Source organism: Hymenobacter jeollabukensis, from assembly GCF_005771675.1.
Taxonomy (GTDB): domain Bacteria; phylum Bacteroidota; class Bacteroidia; order Cytophagales; family Hymenobacteraceae; genus Solirubrum; species Solirubrum jeollabukense.
The window spans coordinates 875,676-897,104 of the sequence record NZ_VAJM01000001.1 but is presented as its reverse complement, the minus strand read 5'-3'; the positions used below and the strand labels follow the sequence as shown (position 1 = coordinate 897,104).

At 65.3% G+C, this 21,429-nt stretch carries 17 protein-coding genes; 16 read left to right on the top strand and 1 reads right to left on the bottom strand.

Going from position 1 to position 21,429, the window contains the following annotated elements; genetic code table 11:
* Positions 1–195 precede the first annotated feature (195 nt).
* The 8 genes from FDY95_RS03835 (at position 196) to FDY95_RS03800 (ending at position 12,540) form a co-directional block, all read left to right on the top strand.
* Positions 196–3,297, top strand: coding sequence for a SusC/RagA family TonB-linked outer membrane protein (locus tag FDY95_RS03835; RefSeq protein ID WP_138075379.1), 3,102 nt, complete (start codon positions 196–198; stop codon positions 3,295–3,297).
* Positions 3,298–3,363: 66 nt separating this feature from the next.
* Entirely contained in the window at positions 3,364–4,851 is a 1,488-nt protein-coding gene (locus FDY95_RS03830) for a RagB/SusD family nutrient uptake outer membrane protein (RefSeq protein WP_138075378.1), read from the top strand.
* Between the two features lie 21 nt (positions 4,852–4,872).
* On the top strand, positions 4,873–6,183 hold the full coding sequence (locus FDY95_RS03825; RefSeq protein ID WP_138075377.1) for a PKD domain-containing protein: 1,311 nt from the start codon (positions 4,873–4,875) through the stop codon (positions 6,181–6,183).
* A 34-nt stretch (positions 6,184–6,217) separates the two neighbouring features.
* Positions 6,218–7,090: a glycoside hydrolase family 16 protein gene (locus FDY95_RS03820; RefSeq protein WP_138075376.1), complete on the top strand. Its 873-nt coding sequence runs from the start codon at positions 6,218–6,220 to the stop codon at positions 7,088–7,090.
* A 114-nt stretch (positions 7,091–7,204) separates the two neighbouring features.
* Positions 7,205–8,008 (top strand): sugar-binding protein, encoded by an 804-nt coding sequence (locus FDY95_RS03815; protein WP_138075375.1) that lies wholly within the window; start codon positions 7,205–7,207, stop codon positions 8,006–8,008.
* A gap of 236 nt (positions 8,009–8,244) precedes the next feature.
* A complete protein-coding gene (locus FDY95_RS03810; protein ID WP_138075374.1) occupies positions 8,245–9,564 on the top strand; it encodes a sugar MFS transporter in 1,320 nt (439 codons plus the stop codon).
* A gap of 3 nt (positions 9,565–9,567) precedes the next feature.
* Positions 9,568–10,029, top strand: coding sequence for a helix-turn-helix domain-containing protein (locus FDY95_RS03805; RefSeq protein WP_138075373.1), 462 nt, complete (start codon positions 9,568–9,570; stop codon positions 10,027–10,029).
* 108 nt (positions 10,030–10,137) lie between these two features.
* The gene (locus FDY95_RS03800; RefSeq protein ID WP_138075372.1) at positions 10,138–12,540 is read left to right on the top strand and encodes a glycoside hydrolase family 3 N-terminal domain-containing protein; all 2,403 of its coding nucleotides are present in this window, start codon (positions 10,138–10,140) and stop codon (positions 12,538–12,540) included.
* A gap of 210 nt (positions 12,541–12,750) precedes the next feature.
* Here FDY95_RS03800 and FDY95_RS26550 read toward each other — a convergent pair whose 3' ends face one another.
* The gene (locus tag FDY95_RS26550; protein WP_212744849.1) at positions 12,751–12,918 is read right to left on the bottom strand and encodes a hypothetical protein; all 168 of its coding nucleotides are present in this window, start codon (positions 12,916–12,918) and stop codon (positions 12,751–12,753) included.
* 145 nt (positions 12,919–13,063) lie between these two features.
* Here FDY95_RS26550 and FDY95_RS03795 point away from each other — a divergent pair, with 145 nt between their 5' ends.
* The 8 genes from FDY95_RS03795 (at position 13,064) to FDY95_RS03760 (ending at position 21,408) form a co-directional block, all read left to right on the top strand.
* On the top strand, positions 13,064–14,461 hold the full coding sequence (locus tag FDY95_RS03795; RefSeq protein WP_138075371.1) for an exopolysaccharide biosynthesis polyprenyl glycosylphosphotransferase: 1,398 nt from the start codon (positions 13,064–13,066) through the stop codon (positions 14,459–14,461).
* A gap of 227 nt (positions 14,462–14,688) precedes the next feature.
* Positions 14,689–15,465 carry a WecB/TagA/CpsF family glycosyltransferase gene (locus tag FDY95_RS03790; RefSeq protein ID WP_138075370.1) on the top strand — a complete coding sequence of 259 codons (777 nt, stop codon included), beginning with the start codon at positions 14,689–14,691 and terminating at the stop codon, positions 15,463–15,465.
* A gap of 184 nt (positions 15,466–15,649) precedes the next feature.
* Positions 15,650–16,540 carry a glucose-1-phosphate cytidylyltransferase gene (rfbF, locus tag FDY95_RS03785; protein ID WP_138075369.1) on the top strand — a complete coding sequence of 297 codons (891 nt, stop codon included), beginning with the start codon at positions 15,650–15,652 and terminating at the stop codon, positions 16,538–16,540.
* 125 nt (positions 16,541–16,665) lie between these two features.
* On the top strand, positions 16,666–17,769 hold the full coding sequence (locus FDY95_RS03780; RefSeq protein ID WP_138075368.1) for an NAD-dependent epimerase/dehydratase family protein: 1,104 nt from the start codon (positions 16,666–16,668) through the stop codon (positions 17,767–17,769).
* A gap of 133 nt (positions 17,770–17,902) precedes the next feature.
* Positions 17,903–18,451 carry a dTDP-4-dehydrorhamnose 3,5-epimerase gene (gene rfbC, locus FDY95_RS03775; protein WP_138075367.1) on the top strand — a complete coding sequence of 183 codons (549 nt, stop codon included), beginning with the start codon at positions 17,903–17,905 and terminating at the stop codon, positions 18,449–18,451.
* 42 nt (positions 18,452–18,493) lie between these two features.
* Positions 18,494–19,828, top strand: a complete 1,335-nt coding sequence (locus tag FDY95_RS03770) for a class I SAM-dependent methyltransferase (RefSeq protein ID WP_138075366.1) — start codon at positions 18,494–18,496, stop codon at positions 19,826–19,828.
* 87 nt (positions 19,829–19,915) lie between these two features.
* Positions 19,916–20,749, top strand: a complete 834-nt coding sequence (locus FDY95_RS03765; protein ID WP_138075365.1) for a glucose-1-phosphate cytidylyltransferase — start codon at positions 19,916–19,918, stop codon at positions 20,747–20,749.
* Entirely contained in the window at positions 20,746–21,408 is a 663-nt protein-coding gene (locus FDY95_RS03760) for a PIG-L deacetylase family protein (RefSeq protein ID WP_138075364.1), read from the top strand. Before FDY95_RS03765 ends, FDY95_RS03760 begins: the two co-directional genes overlap by 4 nt.
* The last annotated feature ends 21 nt before the right edge of the window (positions 21,409–21,429 follow it).

Below are 21,429 nucleotides of genomic sequence, written 5' to 3'. Positions count from 1 at the left end.
TATTAAAGAGCTGAAGCTGCCCGCCGCACTTTCCTGAGCCCAGGCCTCTCGCGGGCTCCCCGCCTTTGCTACTTACTGCCCGTTCCGGCCCGCCGTGGCCCGGAGCCCGGCTGCCTCTTTGCCTTGCCGAAGCCCACGGGCCCGGCATCGGTTTGCCGAAAAACACCTCACTCAATCACATCCATTCCCACACACATGAGCTACCACTTTTACCCGCATTCCATACTGCGGCGGGCGGTACCCCTGGCAGCCTGCGGCCTGCTGACGCTGGCCGCCCCCGCGCTAGCTGCTGCCAGCCCCGGCGACGCCCGCAGCCACCGCCCTGCCGTGGCCGACGTGCCCGTGTCGGGCCGCGTGACCCAGACCGATGGGGCGCCGATGCCCGGCGTCACCGTCATCGTGAAAGGCACCACGCTGGGCACCAGCACCAACGCCGAAGGCCAGTTTTCGCTGAACGTGCCCGAAGGCAGCACGCTGGTCATCAGCGCGGTGGGCTTTATGAAGCAGGAAATTCCCGTTTCGGGCGCCACGACGGGCCTGGACGTGAAGCTGCAGGAAGATCTGCAGGCGCTGGGCGAAGTGGTGGTGGTGGGCTACGGCACCCAGCAACGCAGCAGCGTGACGGGGGCGGTAGCCTCGGTATCGGGCCAGGAAATTCGGCAGCAGCCGATTTCGGACCCCACGCAGGCGCTGCAGGGCCGGGCCGCCGGCGTGACCGTGACGCAGAACTCCGGCGCGCCGGGTGGCGCGGGTGGTACCTCGGTGCGGGTGCGCGGCGTGACCTCGGCCGGCTACAACGCGCCGCTGTACGTGGTGGACGGCTTTCCGCTGCCCCCCGGCGACGAAAACCAACTGAACGCCATCAGCCCCAACGACATCGAGAGCATCGACGTGCTGAAGGACGCTGCGCAGGCCTCGATTTACGGGGTGCGCGCCGCCAACGGCGTGGTCATCATCACCACCAAGCGCGGCAAGGCGGGCAAAGCCAGCATCAACCTGGATGCCTACCGCGGCGTGCAGCAGGTGTGGCGCAAGCTGGACATGCTCAACGCCCGGGAGTACGCCGTCATCAACAACGAGGGGCGCATCGCGGGCAACACGGCCCTGCTGCCCAAGCTGCAGAACCCGCAGTCCTTGGGCGAAGGCACCGACTGGCAGGACCAGATTTTCCGCCGGGCCGCCATTCAGAACTACTCCCTGACGGCCACCGGCGGCAGCGACAAGGCCCGCTACGCTGTGGCGGGTAGCTACTACAAACAGGATGGCACCATCGTTGGCTCGAACTTCGAGCGGTTCACGCTGCGCGCCAACGGCGACCTGGACGTGAACAAGTGGTTTCGGATGGGCAACAGCCTCTCGCTCACGCACCTGAGCGACCGGCAGGTAAACACCACCGACGAGTTCAACGGCATCGTGACGCTGGCCCTGCAGATGCCGCCCACGGTGGAGCCCTACAAGCCCGACGGCACCTGGAACATGCCCGACCCGGTGGCCGATGCCTTCACCGAGCCCAATCCGCTCATCGAAGCCCTGCTGGACAAAAAGAAATTCACCCGCAACCGGGTGCTCAGCACGCTCTATGCCGAACTGGAGCCCGTGAAAGGGCTGCGCTTCCGCACCAACGTGGGCGTGGACATGATTTTCGATTACAGCCGCTACTTCCGGCCCGGCATTCCGAGCATTCCGAAGTACGCCACCATCACCGCCAACGCCAATTCCGCGTACTCGCCGAGCTACCTGATCGAGAATACGCTGACCTACGACCACCTGTTCGCCGGCAAGCACCAGGTGACGGCCCTGCTGGGGCAGTCGGGGCAGCAGTTCAACTTCTACAACCTGGGCGGCGGCCGCAGCGACTATGTTCGGCCCGACTTGCAGGAACTCGACGCCGGCCCGCGCAACGATAAGCGCTACAACAACGGCACCAGCAGCGAAACCTCGCTGGCCTCGTACTTCGGCCGCTTCAACTACGAGTACGCCGGCAAGTACATGCTGGCCGCCATCGTGCGCTACGACGGCTCGTCGGCCTTCAAGAGCGGGGAGCGGTTCGGCTTCTTCCCCGGCGTGTCGGCCGGCTGGCGCCTCTCGGAGGAGGGCTTCCTGCAGGACAACCGCCTGATCAGCAACCTGAAGCTGCGCGCCGGCTACGGCGTGGTGGGCAACCCCGCCAACGCCGGGGCCTTTGCCTCGCTGCCCACCATCAACACCGACATTATCTACCCCTTCGGCGAACAGGGCCAGACGGTGAACCAGGGCGCGGCCCCCACGCGGCTGCCCAACGACCTGCTGAAGTGGGAGAAAAACCAGCAGCTGAACGTGGGCCTGGACCTGGGCTTCTGGGACAACCGCGTGGAGGCCATCATCGACGTGTACAACCGCAAGTCGCCCAACCTGATTGCGGGCGTGCCGCCCTCGCGCGTGTCGGGTACCTACGAAGCGCCGCCCACCAACGCCGCCTCGGCCTACAACCGCGGCATCGACCTGGCTCTGACCACGCGCAACATTGCCAAGGGTGAGCTGACCTGGACGACCACGCTGAACTTCTCGACTTACAAAAACGAGCTGACTTCGCTGGGCTCGGGCCTGCCCTACGACGGGCAGGTGTACCGCAGCGGCGCCGTGGTGCGCTACGACAAGGGCCACCCCTTCGGCTTCTTCCGCGGCTTCGTGGCCGACGGCCTCTTTCAGACCGAGGAGGACGTACAGGCCCACGCCACCCAGGCGGGCGCTGCCCCCGGCGACATCCGCTTCAAAGACGTGAACGGCGACGGCACCATCAACGACCTGGACCGCACGCAGATCGGCAACCCCAACCCGGACTTCACCTACGGCCTGATCAACAACGTGGCGTGGAAGGGCTTCGATTTGTACGTGTTCCTGCAAGGCTCGCAGGGCAACGACGTGTACAACCTGAACCGCTTCTACACCGAGGGCGGCCTGAACGGCAACGGCAACTCCACCACCCGCGTGCTCGGGCGCTGGACCGGCCCGGGCACCAGCAACAGCGTGCCCCGCGCCACCACCAGCAACCCAAACCAAAACCAGCGGGTGAGCAGCTACTATGTGGAAGACGGCTCCTACATGCGCATTAAGGCCCTCACGCTGGGCTACTCGCTGCCCAAAAAGTGGGTCGGCGCCATCGGCGGGCAGCAGGTGCGAGTGTACGTATCGTCCCAGAACCTGCTGACGCTGACCAAGTACTCGGGCTTCGACCCCGAGGTGGGCGGCAACGCCGTGGACCGCGGCACTTACCCGCAGGCCCGTACCTTCCTGGGCGGCGTCAACATCGGGTTCTAGCAGTAGTCGGCGGGCCGGCGCCCGTCCGGCCTGCTTCACTCTTCCCCTTTCCAGCTTCTCATTCCCATGCTACATACCAAACGTTTTTTGGGCGCGGCGCTGCTTGCGAGCCTGCTGCTCAACAGCTGCGGCGATAAATTCCTCGACCAGGCGCCCACCGACCGCCTGACGGAGGCCAGCTTCTACAAAACCGAAACCGACGCCATTCAGGCCACCAACGCGGCCTACGGGGTGCTCACCCAGCAGGGCCTCTACAACGCCTCGCTCTGGGGCTTCGGCGACGTGATGGCCGACAACTCCGAAACCGGCGGCGGCGGCGGCGGCGACGGGGCCGAGTACGTGCAGCTCGACAACTACACCATCGCCCCGACCAACCCGCTGATTTTCGAGCACTGGTCGGCCTGCTACCTGGGCATCGGCCGGGCCAACCTGGTGCTGGAGCGCGTACCGGGCATCAGCATGACGGAGAGCATCCGCAAGCGTTGCCTGGGCGAGGCGCAGTTTCTGCGGGCCCTCTACTACTTCCACCTAGTGCGCATCTACGGCGACGTGCCGCTGATCCTAACCCCGCCCAAATCGGCCGCCGAGGCGCTGATTGCCCGCAGTCCGCAGGAAGAGGTGTACACCCAGATCGTGAAGGACCTGAACGACGCGGCCACCAACCTGGCCGCCTTCGAAAAGTACACCGGCGACGACGCCGGCCGGGCCACTAAGTGGTCGGCCGTGGGCCTGCTGGCCAAGGTGCAACTGACCCGCGGAAAGATGACGGAAGCCGCCGCTGCCGCCCGCCAGGTGATTAACTCCGGCAAGTTTCAGCTCTGGTCGGACTACGGCAACAACTTCAAGGTGGCCACCGAAAACGGGCAGGAATCCATTTTCGAGGTGCAGTTCAAGTCGAGCGTAACCACCTGGAACGACTACGGCGTGGGCTTCAAGGGCAACGAGTTCTTCGCCCCGCGCGGCCAGGGCCTGACGCCCAACAGCGGCTACGGCTTCAACGTGCCGATGCTGGAGTTTGCCCAGGGCTACGAAACCGGCGACACCCGCCGCGCCGTCACCATCTGGCGCCCCGGCGACGCCTACCCAGCCGGCACCACCGCCGGCACCGCGCAGCCCAACTCGCTGCCCGGCTCGCCCAACGGCCTGAACGTGAAGAAGTGGTTTGTGGGCCGCGCCAACAACTGCTGCCACGACTCGGAGCTGAACATTCCGGTGCTGCGCCTGGCCGAGATGCACCTGATTCTGGCCGAGGCCCTGGGTGCCACCACCGAGGGCTTCGAGAACCTGAACATCGTGCGCCGCCGCGCCTTCGGCGACACCACCCACGACCTGACCCCCGCCAACACGCCCGACTTCAAGGCGGCCGTGCTGCGCGAGCGGCGCTACGAGCTGGCCTTCGAGGACGACCGGTGGTACGACCTGAAGCGCACCAACACGCTGGTTTCGACCATGCGGGCCCGCGGCAAAAACATTCAGGAGTTCAACACGCTGCTGCCCATCCCGCAGTCGGAGCGCGACATCAACCCCAAGCTGACCCAAAATACCGGGTACTAACCGCCTTACCGCATCATTCCCATGCATTTCGATACGCTTTTCTCTTTGCGCCGCCCGGCCCTGGCCGGCAGCATGGCGCTGCTGCTCGGGGGCCTGCTGCTGGGCAGCTGCCAGGAAGACGACCCCGACGGCCTGGAGGGCCCCGTGCCCACCGCCGCCTTCAGCACCCAGCTCAACACCGCGCAGTACCCGGTGGAGGTGACGTTTACCAGCAGCAGCCAGGATGACTTTCTGGAGCAGTGGAACTTCGGCGACGGCTCGGCCCTGGAAACCCACCGGGCCGGCGAGGTGGTGAAGCACACCTACACCCGCGCCGGGGCCTACCAGGTGAAGTTGACCGCGGCCGGACGCGGCGGCACGGCCGTGTCGCCGGTCCAGACGGTCACCATTCCCTCGCTCTGCGGCGACGCGACCTTCAACGCCCTGACCAAGTGCAGCGGCAGCACCGGCTCGGCCTCCTGGCGCCTGAGCGACCAGCCCGGCGCCATCAAGCGCCTGTCGGCCAGCGGGACGGTCCTCTCGTCCTCCGCCGCGCCGCTGGATGCCTGCCTGACCGACGACGAGTTTTCTTTCGCCAACACCTACTCCTACAGCTACAACGCGGGCGCCGGCACCTACAGCGGCGGCACCTGCGGCCCGGCCCGCACGGCCAATTCCGGCTTCGTCTACAAAACCGGCAGCGGCAGCGTGCTGGGCCAGATCATCCTGCAGGGCAAAGGCGCCTTCATCGGCACGGCCGACTCGGTGGTCAATAAAACCTACAACATCGTGGAGGCGTCGGCCACCATCCTGCGCCTGCAGGGCACCAACCCCGACGGCACCAAGACCGAAGTGACGCTGCTGCCCCAGCTTTCGGCGCTGGAACTCATTAAGCTGCAGCTAACGGGCACCACCTCGCGCACCTGGATACTGGACAACCGGAAGGCTGCCGCCATTATCGTAGGCGAAAACGACGCCAGCCCGGGCGGCTACTACGGCGGCGGCGCGGCCGGAGCCCTGCCGCCCTGCCAGGCCGACGACGAGTTTACCTTCTCGGCCGCCAACGTGTACACCTACAACGCCAAAACCGAAACCTTCGTGGCAGGCGGGGTGGGCTGCCAAGCACCGCTTTCGGGCACGTCGAACTTCACGTTCGGGGCAGTGAGTGGCGGAGCGGGCGTGGCGCAGTTTGAACTGAGCCGCCCGGGCGCCTTCATCGGCGTGACGGATGCGCCCGACCTGCTGTATCGCATCATTTCCATCAACGACTCGTTGATGGTACTGCGGGCCGGGCGCAACAAGCCCACCGGCGCGGGCGGCATCGTGTTTACCATGAAGATGCGCGTGAAGTAATCGTTCTTGCTGCCGAACCCTTCTTTGCTACCTGATGCTTACCGTTTTTGATTTGCTGTGCCGCACGCTACGGGCCAGCGCCGGCCTGGGGCTGGCGCTGAGCCTGGCGGGCTGCACCGAAGAACCCGCCAAGCCCAAGCCCGTGCCGCCCGCGCCCGCGCCCAACGCCGCCGCCCGGCCCTTTGCCGACTACTCCCGGAAGATTACCGACAACAGCGACGATTTCGACGGCAGCGCGCTGAACCAGCAGAAGTGGAGCTATGAGGTGAGCGAAAACTGGTACAACAACGAAAAGCAGGCCACCACCAGCTCGCCCAATAATCTGTTTGTAACCAACGGCGAGCTGCACATCGTGGCCCGGCGCGAGCAGTCCGGCGCCCGGCAGTACACCTCGGCCCGCATCGTCACCAAGGGCAAGATGAACTACGGCTTCGGCCGCCTCGACGTGCGCGCCAAGCTACCCAAGGGCCAGGGCATCTGGCCGGCCATCTGGATGCTGGGCATCGACGACGCCACTACGGGCTGGCCAGCCTGCGGCGAAATCGACATCATGGAGCTGCGCGGCCACACGCCCAACGAAAACGTGATGACCGTGCACTACGGCACCAGCGCCACCGCCCACCAGCAGAAAGGCACCAGCTGGCGCCTGGCCAGCGGCGACTTTTCGGAGGCCTTCCACACCTTCAGCCTGATTCGCAGCGAGAATCAGCTGCGCTGGTTTATCGACGGCACGGAAGTCTACTCCGTCACGTCCGGCACGGTGTCGCCCTATCCCTTCAACAACCCGTTCTACACCATCCTGAACGTGGCCGTGGGCGGCGACTTTGGCGGCGACCCGACGACTTCGGAGCCCTTCCCCAAGGAAATGCTCGTCGACTACGTGCACTTTTATCAGTACCCGGAGTAGGGGCGTTTCGGGCGTCGTACGTAGTGCTTAGAGGGCTTGGCGCGTGCTGATTTCGATGCGAATGAAGCACGCCGCAGTCCTCACCGGGCACTACCAACCAAGCACCAAGCACTAATGACCAAGCAATACCTGTCCTTTGGGGCGGCCCGCGGCAAACGAATGTGGAATGTGCTGGTTGTGGGACTGGCCATTCTGGGAACAGGGGCGTTTGTCGGGGCCGCACCCGCGGGGCAGCCTTACCAGGCCCCGCAGGCCACCACCGCGCCCGTGCTCGACGGCCGCGCCACCGACGCCTGCTGGGCCCGCGCCGAGTGGCGTCCGCTCGACCAGCGCTGGGTGGGCCCGCCCGCCACGGCCGCCGACTTCCAGGGCCGCTACAAGGTCGTCTGGACGCCCGCGCGGCTCTACGTGCTGGCCGAAATCACCGATGACCGGCTCATCGACATTCACCCCGACCCGCTGGACAAGTGGTGGGACGACGACTGCCTGGAAATCTTCGTCGACCCGGACCGCTCCCGGGGCGACCATCAGTACAACTACAACGCCTGGGCCTACCACGTGGCCCTCGACGGCCACGTGGTGGACATGGGCCGCGACCAGAAAGGCCACCTCTTCGACGCGCACGTGCAGAGCAAGCACCGCCAGCAGGGGAAGGTGACTACCTGGGAAACCTCAGTAGCCCTGTACGCCGACACCTACGACGACCAGAACCCGGCGGCCAACCGGCCGCTGACCATCCGGGCCGGGCAGCCCATCGGCTTCGCCCTGGCCTACTGCGACAACGACCACAGCCCCGAGCGGGAAAACTTCTTCGGCAGCGAAGTGGTGACCGGCGAGGACAAAAACCGGGGCTGGATCGACGCGGGCATTTTCGGCACGCTCGTGCCAGTGGCCGCTCCTAAGGCTCCGCGCCGCTAGGTCCTTTCTGCGCGACGCGCCACCGCTGCGGCTGACCCAGCCCACCGCAGGGGCCCGGCTGGTACTTCATCGGCCGTGTTCCGGCGAAGCCGCCGCGCAGGCCGACGCCGCGTAATGCCCCGGCTTTGAGCCCGACTGACCCGGCCCCTCCATTGCGCCAACCACCTCCCCGCACGCCGCCTTACCGGCAAGCGGACCTCGGCTGGCTTTTTTCCACCGATTACCCAGCATTTCCTATGGCTGCTCCCGTTGTATCCGCCGCCGCGCCGCCGGCCGCCGCGCCGCCCGGCACGCCCCAAGCCAACTACGCCCCGGCCCTGGCCTCTTTGACGGTGCTGTTCTTCATGATGGGGTTCATCACCTGCCTGAACGACATCCTGATTCCCTACCTGAAAGGGCTGTTCACGCTCAGCTACGCCGAAGTCAACCTGGTGAATTCCTGCTTTTTCGGGGCTTACCTGGTGATGGGCGTGCCAGCCGGCCGGCTGGTGCAGCGCGTGGGCTACAAGGGCGGTATGCTGGTCGGCTTCCTGGTGGCGGCACTCGGGGCGGTGCTCTTCTTCCCGGCCGCCGAAAGCCGCACCTTCGGGCTGTTCCTGGGGGCGCTGTTCGTGCTGGCCACGGGCATCGTCACCCTGCAGGTGGCCGGCAACCCCTACGTGGCCATCCTCGGCCCGCCCGAAACGGCCTCGTCGCGCCTCTCGCTCACCCAGGCCTTCAATTCGCTGGCTACCACCGTGGCCCCGGTATTGGGCGCCCGGCTTATTCTCTCGCACCTGCCCGACCTCAAGCAGCTCACGCCCGCCCAGGCCGCGGCCCTCGACGTGACGTCGGTGCAGTACCTCTACCTGGGTATTGCGGCCGTGCTGGTGGTCATCAGCCTGCTGCTGCTGGTGCTGAAGCTGCCCCGCATCGAGCACGCCCCGGCTGTGGCCGGAGACACGCGCCGCGCTTGGCACTACGGCCACCTGCTGTTCGGGCTGGTGGGCATCTTCACCTACGTCGGGGCCGAAGTGGCCATTGGCTCGCACATCGTGAGCTACCTGAACCAGCCCGAGGTGATGGGCCTGAGCGCGCAGGCCGCCGGCTACCAAGTGGCCTACTACTGGGGCGCCGCCATGGTCGGCCGCTTCATCGGCATCTTCCTGCTGCGCGCCGTGGCGCCCGGCCGGGTGCTGGCCCTCAACGCCGCGGGCGCGGTGCTGCTGGTGCTGATTTCCATCAATACCACCGGCGCGGTGGCCATGTGGAGCCTACTGCTGGTGGGGCTGATGAACTCTATTATGTTCCCGGTCATCTTCACCCTGGCCGTGGCCGGCCTCGGCCGCCACACCGAAGACGCCTCGGGCCTGCTTTCGGCCGCCATCGTGGGCGGGGCGGTGGTGCCGCCGCTGTTCGGGCTGGTGGCCGACAGCGCCCTGGGTGGGGGAGGAGTGCACGCCCTGCGCCTGGCCTTCCTGCTGCCGGTCGTCTGCTACCTCTACATTGCCTGGTACGGCCTGCGGGGCTACCGCCCGGCCCCCGAGCCGGTGGCCGTACCCATCCAAAGCGTCTGAGGCATGGGCCGCCACCGCGACTTGCTCCGGCTGACGGCCGCCCAGCGGGCGGCCGTCAGCCACTGCCTGGCCCAGCCCGCGCTGGACCCGCGCCAGCGCAACCGCGCCGCCACCCTGCTCGACTGGGACGCCGCCCGCCCCGTGGCCGACACCGCCCGGCAGCTGGGCATGACGGTGGGCCGGGTGTACGCCCTGCGCCGCCTCTACCGCCTGCAAGGCCTGGAGGCTTACCTCAACGCCCCGCCCCAGGGCGGCGCCCCCACCAAGCTGACCCCGGCCGTGGAACAAGCCCTGGCCGCACTCATCACCGGTCCCGAGGCCGACGAAGCCAGCCACTGGCCGCTGCGCCGCCTCGCCGCCTACCTGGTGGAGCAGGGCTGCACGCACTCCATCAGCCCGGCCACCGTGGCCAAAGCCTGGCAGCGCCTGCGCACCCTGCTGCCGGCCGAAGCCGCCACGGGGTAGTCGGTACCCGGTAGTCAGTTTTAAGCAAGGCGCTTAGAAGCGAGTGTCTGACTACCAAGTGCCTGCTGCCCATTCCTCTGAACTGTTCACTTCCCTGATTACCCGGCGATGCATCTTTCCCGAATTGCCCTGCTCACGCTGCTGTCCGGCGGCCTCGCGCTCAGCGCCCAGGCCCAGCAGCAGAAAGTAAAAGTCAAGACCAAAACCAGCAAGGCCGGCCAGGCTGCTGCGTCCGCTGCTCCTTCTGCCGCCGATATTGAGCGCCGCGTGGAAGCCCTGCTGGCACAGATGACGCTGGAAGAAAAAGTGGGGCAGATGGCCCAGGTCACGCTCGACGTCATCGGCGTGGGCACCAACCGCTTCAGCAGTGCCGAGCCCTTCGCCGTGGACCCGGCCAAGCTGCGCGACGCGGTGGCGAAGTACAAGCTGGGCTCCATCCTGAACGCGGCCAACAACCGCGCCCGCACCCCGCAGGTGTGGGAGGGCATCATCCAGCAGATTCAGGACGTGGCCACCAAGGAGACCCGCCTGAAAATCCCGGTGCTCTACGGCATCGACGCGGTGCACGGCGAGACGTACACGGCCGGGGCCACCATGTTTCCGCAGCAGATAGCCCAGGCCGCCGCCCGCAACCGCCAGCTGGTGCGCCGCGGGGCCGAAATAACGGCCTACGAAACCCGCGCCAGCGCCATTCCCTGGGCCTTTTCGCCGGTGCTCGACCTGGGCTCCGACCCCCGCTCGCCCCGGCAGTGGGAAACCTACGGCGAAGACCCCTACCTGGCTTCGGAAATGGGCCGCGAGGTGGTGAAGGGCTACGAGGGCGAGCAAAACAATGTGGGTGCCCCCACGCACGTGGCTGCCAGCATCAAGCACTTCATGGGCTACCAGGTGCCGCAGTCGGGCAAGGACCGCACCAACGCCTATATCCCGCTGGAGTCGCTCTACGAGTACCACCTGCCGTCCTTCAAAGCCGCCATCGACGCCGGGGCCCACACCATCATGATCAACTCGGGCCTGATCAACGGGGTGCCCATGCACGCCAACTACGACATGCTCACCAAGCTGCTGCGCGAGCGGCTGGGCTTCCAGGGCCTGATCGTGACGGACTGGGGCGACATCGACAACCTGTATAAGCGGGACCACGTCGTGGCGAACGTGAAGGAGGCCATTGCCCTGGCCATCAACTCGGGCATTGACATGGGCATGCTGGCCTACCAGTACGAGGAGTTCTGCGACAACCTGGCGGCCAACGTGCGGGAGGGCAAGGTGAAGCAGGCCCGCGTGGACGACGCCGTGCGGCGCATTCTGCGGCTGAAAATGCAGCTGGGCCTGTTCGAGCAGCCCGTCACCCACGCCAAGGACTACCCCAAATTCGCCAGCGCCGAGCACGAAAAAGCCGCTTACGACATGGCCGCCGAGGCCATTACGCTACTCAAGAACCAGAATGGGCTGCTGCCGCTGAAGAAAACCAGCAAGGTGCTCGTGACCGGCCCCAACGCCAACTCCATGCGCGCCCTCAACGGCGCCTGGACCTACTCCTGGCAGGGCGAAAAGGTGGAAGACTTCGCCGCCAGGTACAACACCATTCTGGAGTCCGTGCAAAAGGAAATCGGCGCCCAGAACGTGCGCTACGTGCCCGGCGTGAGCTACAACCCCAAGCAGGACGGCAAGTACTACGACGAATCGGTCGATAAAATGGACGAGGCTGTGGCCGCCGCCAGGGACGTCGACGCCGTCATCCTCTGCCTGGGCGAAAACAGCTACGCCGAAAAGCCCGGCGACCTGAACGACATGACCATTTCGCCCCTGCAGATCGAGCTGGCCCGGCGCCTCGCGGCCACCGGCAAGCCCGTGGTGCTGGTGCTCAACGAAGGCCGCCCGCGCGTCATTTCGGCCTTTGAGCGCGACATGCCCGCCATCGTGCAGACCTATTTGCCCGGCAACCACGGCGGCGACGCGCTGGCCGACATCCTTTTCGGCGACGTGAATCCCTCCGGCAAGCTGCCCTACACCTACCCGCGCTACCCCAACGCCCTGGTCAGCTACATCCACAAGTACGCCGAGGAGCAGAAGAAGGGCGACGGCGTGTACAACTACGAAGCCGACTACAACCCGCAGTGGGAATTCGGCCACGGCCTGAGCTACACTACCTTTAAGTACGCCAACCTGGAGCTGGACCGCAGCAGCCTGACCAAGGACGGGCAGCTGACGGTGAAAGTGCAGGTGACCAACACCGGCCAGCGCGAAGGCCAGGAAGCCGTGCATCTCTACAGCTCCGACCTGGTAGCCGCCAACGTGGCCCCCGACGTGCGCCGCCTGCGCCGCTTCGATAAGGTGAGCCTCAAACCCGGCGAAACCAAAACCGTGACCTTCACCCTGCCCGCCCAGGAACTCGGCTACACCGGCCGCGACGGGGAGAAAGTGCTGGAAGCCGGCGAGTTCGAAATCCGCGTAGGCGACCAGATGAAGAAGGTGACCCTGACCGATTCCGGCTCGGCTTCGGCCAACTAAGCTGCGCCAGAAGGTATTAGAACGTCATGCTTCATCTGGCGTCCGCTTGTCGAAGCATCTCTACCGCTTCGTCAAATACTATTCAACGAAGCGGTAGAGATACTTCGACAAGCTCAGCATGACATTCTTGATTTACGTGCCTGTCCACCGTCTGATTCTGGTTCGGTTGGCTTCCTCCTGAGGTAAAAACAGGCAAGTTCAGCCGCCTGCCTACTCATACAGCCCGGCAAACTGCTCAACCGCCGCTTTAATCCTCGGATTGGAGCGGCGGTTTGCGTTGTGAGCCAGCAGAAAAGATTCAGCCGGAAGCGCCCCGCGAACCTGAAAAGCACCAAAAGCCGGCCCTTTTGGCCAATAATCAGCCTGTTTGTTGAACAATGCCGATGGTAGTATGACTATTTATAATTTAAGTATAAATTAATATTGTTTAAAGCATAAATATTGCCGTCCTTGGTTATCGAAAGTCAGCCGCCTGCAAGCTGCTGACAGAGTCCAGTCCTCGTAGCTCCCTCTCCGCCAGACCATGGAACGCTACCGCCACTATTCCGATGCCTCCCGCATCGTGCTGCCCATTGTGGATGTGCTGCTCATCTTGGGCGCCTTCCGCGTTGCCGGCTACATTGCCGCCGGTTATTGGTCATTCGATGGGTTGTACCCGGCCTTGTTCGCCGTATTCGCGCTGCTGTGGTGGATTCTCTCGGGCCACTACGCCAATATCTACCGCGTCGACAAGCTCATCACCTACCCCGAGAAGCTGCTGTACCTGGTACGCACCTTCCTGCTGCACGCCGTGCTGCTGCTGGTGGGAGCCGTGTTGCTCGGTCAATATTGGGTGCCCGCGCGCTACCTGCTCTCGGTCTACAGCCTTTCGGTAGTTGCCATCGTGACGGGGCGCTTCCTGCTCACCTTCGGCTACCGCAAGTACATGCAGTACCTCTCCCGGCCCATTAGCCGCTACGTCATCGTGGGGGTGGGGGAGAGCGGGCAGAGCCTGTACCGCTTCCTGGCCTCGCACGACCCCGACGGCAACGAATTCGCCGGTTTCTTCGCCGACGAGCCCATTCCCGGCGGCCTGCGCCCCCTGGTGCGCGGCCGGCTGGCCGACCTCAAGGAATACTGCCAGCGCAGCCAGGTCGACGAAATCTACTTCTCGCTGCCCCTGGACCGCCGCGACCTGATCGAGGACTTCTCGCAGTTTGCCGACCAGCACTTCCTCTCGTTCCGCATCGTGCCCGATTTCAGCGGCACCGTGCGCAAGGACGTGAACGTGTACTTCTACGACCACCTGCCCATCCTTACCATCCGGCACGCGCCGCTGGGCATCCGCACCAACCAGGTGCTTAAGCGGGTGTTCGATATCGGCTTCTCGCTGACGGTCATCCTCACGGTTTTCCCCATCCTGCTGCCCATCCTGGCCCTGATTATCAAGCTGGATTCGCCCGGGCCGGTGTTCTTCAAGCAGATGCGGCCGGGCAAGCGCAACCAGCTGTTCCCCTGCTTCAAGCTGCGCACCATGCGCACCGACCACGGCCGCGCCGAGCTGCAGGCTACCAAAAACGACGTGCGCATCACCCGTGTGGGCACTTACCTGCGCAAATACAACCTCGACGAGCTGCCCCAGTTCTTCAACGTGCTGCTGGGCCATATGTCGGTGGTGGGGCCGCGGCCCAACATGATTTCGCAGCTGGAAGAGTACTCCAAGCACATCAGCCAGTACCAGATGCGCCACGCCGTGCCGCCCGGCATCACCGGCTACGCCCAGGTCAACGGCTACCGCGGCGAAACCCGCGAGGCCGGCACCATGGAAAAACGCGTGGAGTACGACCTGAAATACATGGAAAACTGGTCGTTCGGGCTCGACATGAAAATCATCGGCCAGACCGTGTGGAACATGGTCCGCGGCGAAAAGAATGCCTACTAAGCGGTGAAGTAGTGATTTAGCGACTTCGTGAAACAGCCTTCTGCCAACGCAGCCGGCGCGAGCAATCCGTCCTCACGAAGTCGCTAAACCTACTCAGACACCGCATCCGAAACCCCGGAGGTGGACCGGGGTACCAACGTTCTGGCTGATTGCGCTTCCGAGTGTAGTGACGTCAGGACGTTGGTCCCCGGCCGCTCCGTTTTCTCGCCTCACTTCCTATCCGAGCCGTGCTACCGCGCTACCCCGTTCTCTCGTCCTGGATTTCGACCGGCCCGGCCCCGGCATTCGTGGATGCCGTGCTGCGGCTGGGGGCGGCCCGCTCCTCTTCGTACGTCTGTTTTGCCAACGTGCACATGGTGGTGGAAGCCCACCGCCAGCCCGCGTTTGGGCAGGTGGTCAACCGCGCCGCCCTGGTAGCGCCCGACGGCAGCCCGGTGGCGGCGGCGGTGCGCTGGTTTGGCGGCCCCGCTCAGCCCCGCGTGGCCGGCATGGATGCGCTGCCCCTGCTGCTGGCCGAGGCCGCGCGGCGCGGGCAGTCGGTGTATTTCTACGGTACCACGCCCGAAGTGCTGGGCGCCATCGAAGCCCGCATCCGGCAGGAGCTGCCCGAGCTGCGCCTGGCCGGCCTGCACGCCCCGCCCTTCCGGCCGCTCACGCCCGAGGAAGACGCCGAAGACGTGGCCCGCATCAACGCCGCCGACCCCGATCTGCTGTTTGTGGCCCTGGGCTGCCCGCGGCAGGAGCAGTGGATGGCCGCCCACCAGGGCCGCGTGCGCGCCTGTATGCTGGGCGTGGGCCAGGCCTTCATGACCTACGCCGGCCTGGAAAAGCGCCTGCCCGCCTGGGCCCGCCGCCTGTGGCTGGAATGGGCCTACCGGCTGTGGCTGGAGCCCCGGCGGCTGTGGCGGCGCTACCTCGTCACCAATTCGCGCTTCGTGTGGCTGATGCTGCGCCATGCGGCGGCCCAAGTCGGGCGCAAGGAATCTGAGCCAGCCACTTGGTGATAGTTTTATAACTATTTGAATTGTAATTATACTTTTGAAAATATTTAGGCTTATTAATTGTTGATAAATTATAATTAAAAATACCTTTAGTTATAATGATAGCGGTACTAAAAGCATTGCTCCCTGAGTGGATAAGGTTTTCTCACCGCTTCGGCTTTTCTCCACCTTTATTTCATTCTGCGCGATGAAAGCAGTTCTACTCGCCGGGGGCTACGGCACCCGCATCAGCGAAGAAAGCGGCATCCGACCCAAGCCCATGGTCGAAGTGGGCGGCAAGCCCATTCTGTGGCACATCATGAAGATCTACGCCCACCACGGCATCCGCGACTTCGTGGTGTGCTGCGGCTACAAGGGCCACCTGATCAAGCAGTACTTCGCCGATTACTTCCTGCACAGTGCCGACGTGACGTTCCGCATGGACCGCAACGAAATGCAGGTGCACCGCCACCACGCCGAGCCCTGGACGGTGACGCTGGTGGACACCGGGCAGGAAACCATGACCGGCGGCCGCCTGCGCCGCGTGCGGGAATACGTGGGCGACGAAACCTTCTGCCTGACCTACGGCGACGGGGTGGGCGACGTGAACATCCGCGAAGCCATCCGCTACCACCGGCAGCAGGGCGTACTGGCCACGCTCACGGCCGTGCGCCAGCCGGGCCGCTTCGGCGTATTCAACCTCGCGGAAGGCTCCGGCGCCGTCAATTCCTTCACCGAAAAGCCCGAGGGTGGCGAAACGCCCTGGATCAACGGGGGCTTCTTCGTGCTGGAGCCCGGCGTGTTCGATTACCTCGACGGCGACAATACCATCTGGGAAAAAGCACCGCTGGAGCGCCTGGCCAGTGCCGGGCAGCTGGCCGCCTACCGCCACCAGGGCTTCTGGCAGCCCATGGACACGCTGCGCGACCGAAACCTGCTGGAGGAGCTGTGGCAGAGCGGCAAAGCCCGCTGGAAAGTGTGGAGCGACCAGCCCGAATCCGCCCACGAAGACCCCGTGCTGGCCGAAATTCTGACCTCGCCGGTGCAGGCTCCGAAGGGGCAGCGCGTGGCCGGGCCCACGGTACTGCCCATAGACTAGCGGTGAACTGGTGAGATGGTGAATTGGTGAGTGTCGTTCTGCCTGCGCACCATGCGCGGTTCGCGCCTCCCAAACATCAAACTCACCATCTCACCATTCCACTATCTCACTTCTTTCTCCACCACATGAAACGCATCCTGATTACTGGCAACATGGGCTATGTGGGACCGGGCGTCGTGCGGCGTCTGCGCCAGGCTTTTCCCGGTGCCGAGCTGATTGGTTACGACCTGGGCTTCTTTGCCCACTGCCTCACCGGGGCCGACTGCCTGCCCGAAATCCGCCTGGACCGCCAGGTGTTCGGCGACCTGCGCCACCTGCCGCAGGATCTGCTGACGGGCGTCGAGGTGGTGGTGAACCTGGCCGCCATCAGCAACGACCCGATGAGCCACGCCTTCGAGGAAGTGACCCTGGCCGTAAACCACCGTGCCGGCATCGAGCTGGCCCGCCAGGCCAAGGCCGCGGGCGTGCGCAGCTTCGTCTTTGCCTCCTCGTGCAGCATGTACGGCGCCGGTGCCGACGCCCCGCGCACCGAATCGGCCGTGCTGAACCCGCTCACGGCCTACGCCCGCAGCAAAGTGCTTAGCGAGCAGGACCTGGCCCCGCTGGCCGACGAGCACTTCCGCGTGACCTGCCTGCGCTTCGCCACGGCCTGCGGCTGGAGCGAGCGGCTGCGGCTGGATCTGGTCGTCAACGACTTCGTGGCGGGGGCCGTGGCCACCGGGCGCATCAACATTCTCAGCGACGGCACGCCCTGGCGCCCGCTCATTCACGTGCAGGACATGGCCCGGGCCATCGAGTGGGCCGTGGAGCGGCCGGCGGCCAACGGCGGCGCCTTCCTGGCCGTGAACGTGGGCGCCGACAGCTGGAACTACCAGGTGCACGAGCTGGCCGCCGCCGTGGCCGCCGGCGTGCCCGGTACCGAGGTGACGCTCAACCACGAAGCCCCGCCCGACAAACGCTCCTACCGCGTCGATTTCAGCTTATTCCGCCGCCTGGCGCCTTTCCACCAGCCCCAGCGCAGCCTGACCGATACCATTGCCGAGCTGCGCGACCAGCTGCTGGACATGGGCTTCCACGACGCCGAGTTCCGCGCCTCCCAGCTCATGCGCCTGCGGGTGCTCACGGCCCTGCGCGAAGCCGGCCGCCTCAACGACCAGCTGGAGTGGCAGCGCAGCCCCGTGGCCGTGGTCCGTCCGCTCATCACCGCCGACCCGGAGCTGGTGGCCTAAGCGGTGAACTGGTGAGATGGTGAAATGGTGAGTTGATGCCCACGCGGCACTGTTTCGCACCGTTCTTACCGGCCGCTCCTTCAGAACGAAACTCACCATTTCACCAATTCACCATCTCACTACTTCCACCGCTATGATTTTCACCGAAACCGAACTCGCCGGCGCCTTCATCATCGACGTGGACCGCATGTCCGACGAGCGGGGCTTCTTTGCCCGCTCCTGGTGCGAAGACGAGTTTGCCGCCCACGGCATCCTCATGCCGCCGGTGCAGGCCAACCTCTCCTCGAACCCCCGGCGCGGCACGCTGCGCGGCATGCACTACCAGCTGGAGCCCTACGGCGAAACCAAGCTGGTGCGCTGCACCCGCGGCGCCATCTACGACGTCATCGTGGACCTGCGCGAGGAGTCGCCCACCTACGGCCAGTGGCTGGGCGTGGAGCTGACGGCCGACTCCTTCCGCATGTTGTTCGTGCCGGCCTGCTTCGCCCACGGCTTCATCACGCTGCAGGACCATACCGACGTGTGCTACCAGGTGTCGGCCAAGTATGCGCCGGGCTACGAGCGCGGCCTGCGCTGGAACGACCCGGCCATCGGTATTGAGTGGCCCGCCGTGCCCACCCTGATTTCTGAAAAAGACCGGCGGCACCCCGATTTCCAGCAGTTGGTGCACCATTCCTCCTAAGCCAACGGGTCGTCCGATCCTCCTCCGCAACCAGCGCCTGCCATGTCCGTCTCGCTCCCGTCTGCTTCCGCTGCCCCGGCCCGTCCGCTGCTCCTGGGCAAGGCCCGCCGTCTGCTGACGAGCAGCCCGGTGCCCGCGGCGGCCGAGCCCGGCTGCCGCTTCTGCGGGGCCACGCTGCGCACCACCTTCGTCGACCTGGGTACCTCGCCGCTGTGCGAAGACCTGGTGCGGCCCGAGCACTTCAACCGCGCCGAGCCGGTGTACCCGCTGCACGCCCGCGTCTGCGGGCAGTGCTGGCTGGTGCAGGTGGGCGACTTCGTGCGGCCCGAAGACATTTTCCGCGACGAGTACCCGTACTTCTCCTCGTTCTCGACCTCCTGGCTGCAGCACGCCCGCCGCTACACCGACGAGGTGACAGCGCGCTTTGGTATCGGGCCGGCGCAGCGGGTGGTGGAGGTGGCCAGCAACGACGGCTACCTGCTGCAGTACTTCCTGGAAAAGGGCGTGCCGGTGCTCGGCATCGAGCCGGCCGGCAATGTGGCCGACGCGGCCCGGGCCCGGGGCATCGAAACCATCAGCAAGTTCTTCGGGCGCAAAACGGCGCGCCAGGTGGCCCTCAGCCACGGCCAGGCCGACCTGCTGATCGGCAACAACGTGCTGGCCCACGTGCCCGACATCAACGACTTCGTGGGCGGGCTGCCGATCCTGCTCAAGGCTGGCGGCGTCATCACCATGGAGTTTCCGCACCTGCTGCGCCTGATCGAGGGCCGGCAGTTCGACACCATCTACCACGAGCACTTCAGCTACCTCTCGCTCTACACTGTGGAGCGCATTTTCGCCCACCACGGCCTCACCGTCTTCGACGTACAGGAGCTGCCCACCCACGGTGGGTCGCTGCGCATCTTCGCCCGCCACGCGGCCGACGCCAGCCAGCCGGTGGGCGAGCGGGTAGGGGAACTGCGCCGCCGCGAAATCGAGGCCGGCGTGTGCACCGAGGCCTTCTACACCGGTTTTGCCGAAACGGTGAAGCAGGCCAAGCGCGAGCTGCTGCAGTTTCTCATCGAGGCCAAAAACGCGGGCCAAACGGTGGTGGGCTATGGCGCGCCCGGCAAGGGCAACACCCTGCTCAACTACTGCGGCATCCGCACCGATTTCCTCGACTACACCGTCGACGCCAACCCCCACAAGCACGGGCTGTACCTGCCCGGCACGCGCATCCCGATTTACCCGCCCGAGCGCATCCGCCAGACGCGGCCCGATTTCGTGCTCATCCTGCCCTGGAACCTGAGCACCGAAATCCGGCAGCAAATGGCCGACATCCACGACTGGGGCGGCCGCTTCGTGGTGCCCATACCCAAAGTAACCGTCCTGGATTGACCCCACTTATTGCTCCGAATGCCGCGCGCTGAGCTATTGTCTGCCTCCTGACATGTAGTCTCCCTCCCCCTAACAACCCTCCTCGCTATGAAAGTCGTGCTGTTTTGCGGCGGTTTTGGAATGCGCCTGCGCGAATACTCCGAATCGACCCCCAAGCCCATGGTGCCCCTGGGCTACCGGCCCATCCTCTGGCACATCATGCGCTATTACGCTCACTTCGGCCACACCGATTTCATCCTCTGCCTGGGCTACAAGGCCGACAGCATCAAGCAGTACTTCATGAACTACAACGAGTGCCTCTCCAATGACTTCGTGTTTTCGAATGGCGGCAAGGACGTGAAACCCCTCACAACCGACATCGACGACTGGAACATCACCTTCGTGGATACCGGGCTGACGGCCTCCATCGGGCAGCGCCTGCTGGCCGTGCGCCATCTGCTGGAAGGGGAGGACATGTTTCTGGCCAACTACGCCGACGGCCTCTCCGACGTGAACGTGAACGAGACGGTGGCCGAGCTGACGCGCTCCAACGCCGTGGCCAGCTTCATGGCCTACCAGCCCACGCAAAGCTTCCACGTGGTGTCGCTGGGCGAGGACTCGCGGGTGGACTACATCAGCCCCATTGCCCAGTCGGGGCTGTGGATCAACGCGGGCTACTTCGTGCTGCGCTCCGAAATCTTCGATTACATGCGGCCCGGCGAGGAGCTGGTGGAGCAGCCGTTTCAGCGGCTGATTGCCAAGGACCGCCTGCTGGCCCACCGGCACCGGGGCTTCTGGGCCGCCATGGACACCTTCAAGGACAAGCAAACGCTCGACGAGCTACACGCAAACGGACCGGCGCCCTGGGAAGTGTGGCGGCAGCCGGAGGCCAGGGAGGCAATGCGCAAAGTCGTCCCGAAAACCCCGCAGCTGGCGGCATGATCCGGCTGCTGCCCGTGCCGCCCGCCGGAGCCGCCGGCCTGCGCGTGCTCTGCCTCGGAGCCCACGCCGACGACATCGAGATTGGGGCCGGGGGCACGCTGCTGCGGCTGCTGGCCGACAAACAGGTGGCGGCCGTGACCTGGGTGGTGTTCAGCAGCACGCCCGAGCGGGCCCGCGAGGCCCGGGCCAGCGCCGAGGCCTTCCTGGCCGACGCCCCGGCCAGCCTGCCGCGCGACATCCGCATCCTGGCCTTCACCGACGGGCTGCTGCCCCAGCTGGTGCCCGAGGTCAAAGCCATTTTCGAGCAGCTCAAAGCCTTCAACCCCGACCTGATCCTGACCCACTACCGCCACGACCTGCACCAGGACCACCGCCTGCTCTCGGAGCTGACCTGGAATACGTTTCGCAGCCACTTGGTGCTCGAATACGAGATTCCGAAGTACGACGGCGACCTGGGCAACCCCGGCTGCTTCGTGGAGCTGCCCGCCGCGGTGCTCGACCGCAAAGTGGAGCTGCTGCTCCGGCACTTCCCCTCGCAGGCCGGCAAGCACTGGTTTGACGCCGAAACGTTTCGGGCCCTGCCCCGGCTGCGGGGCATGCAGGCCGCCTGTTCGGGCCGATACGCCGAAGCCTTTTACACCCGCAAGGTGCTTTTATAAGTCTGATAACCTGCCTGAAAC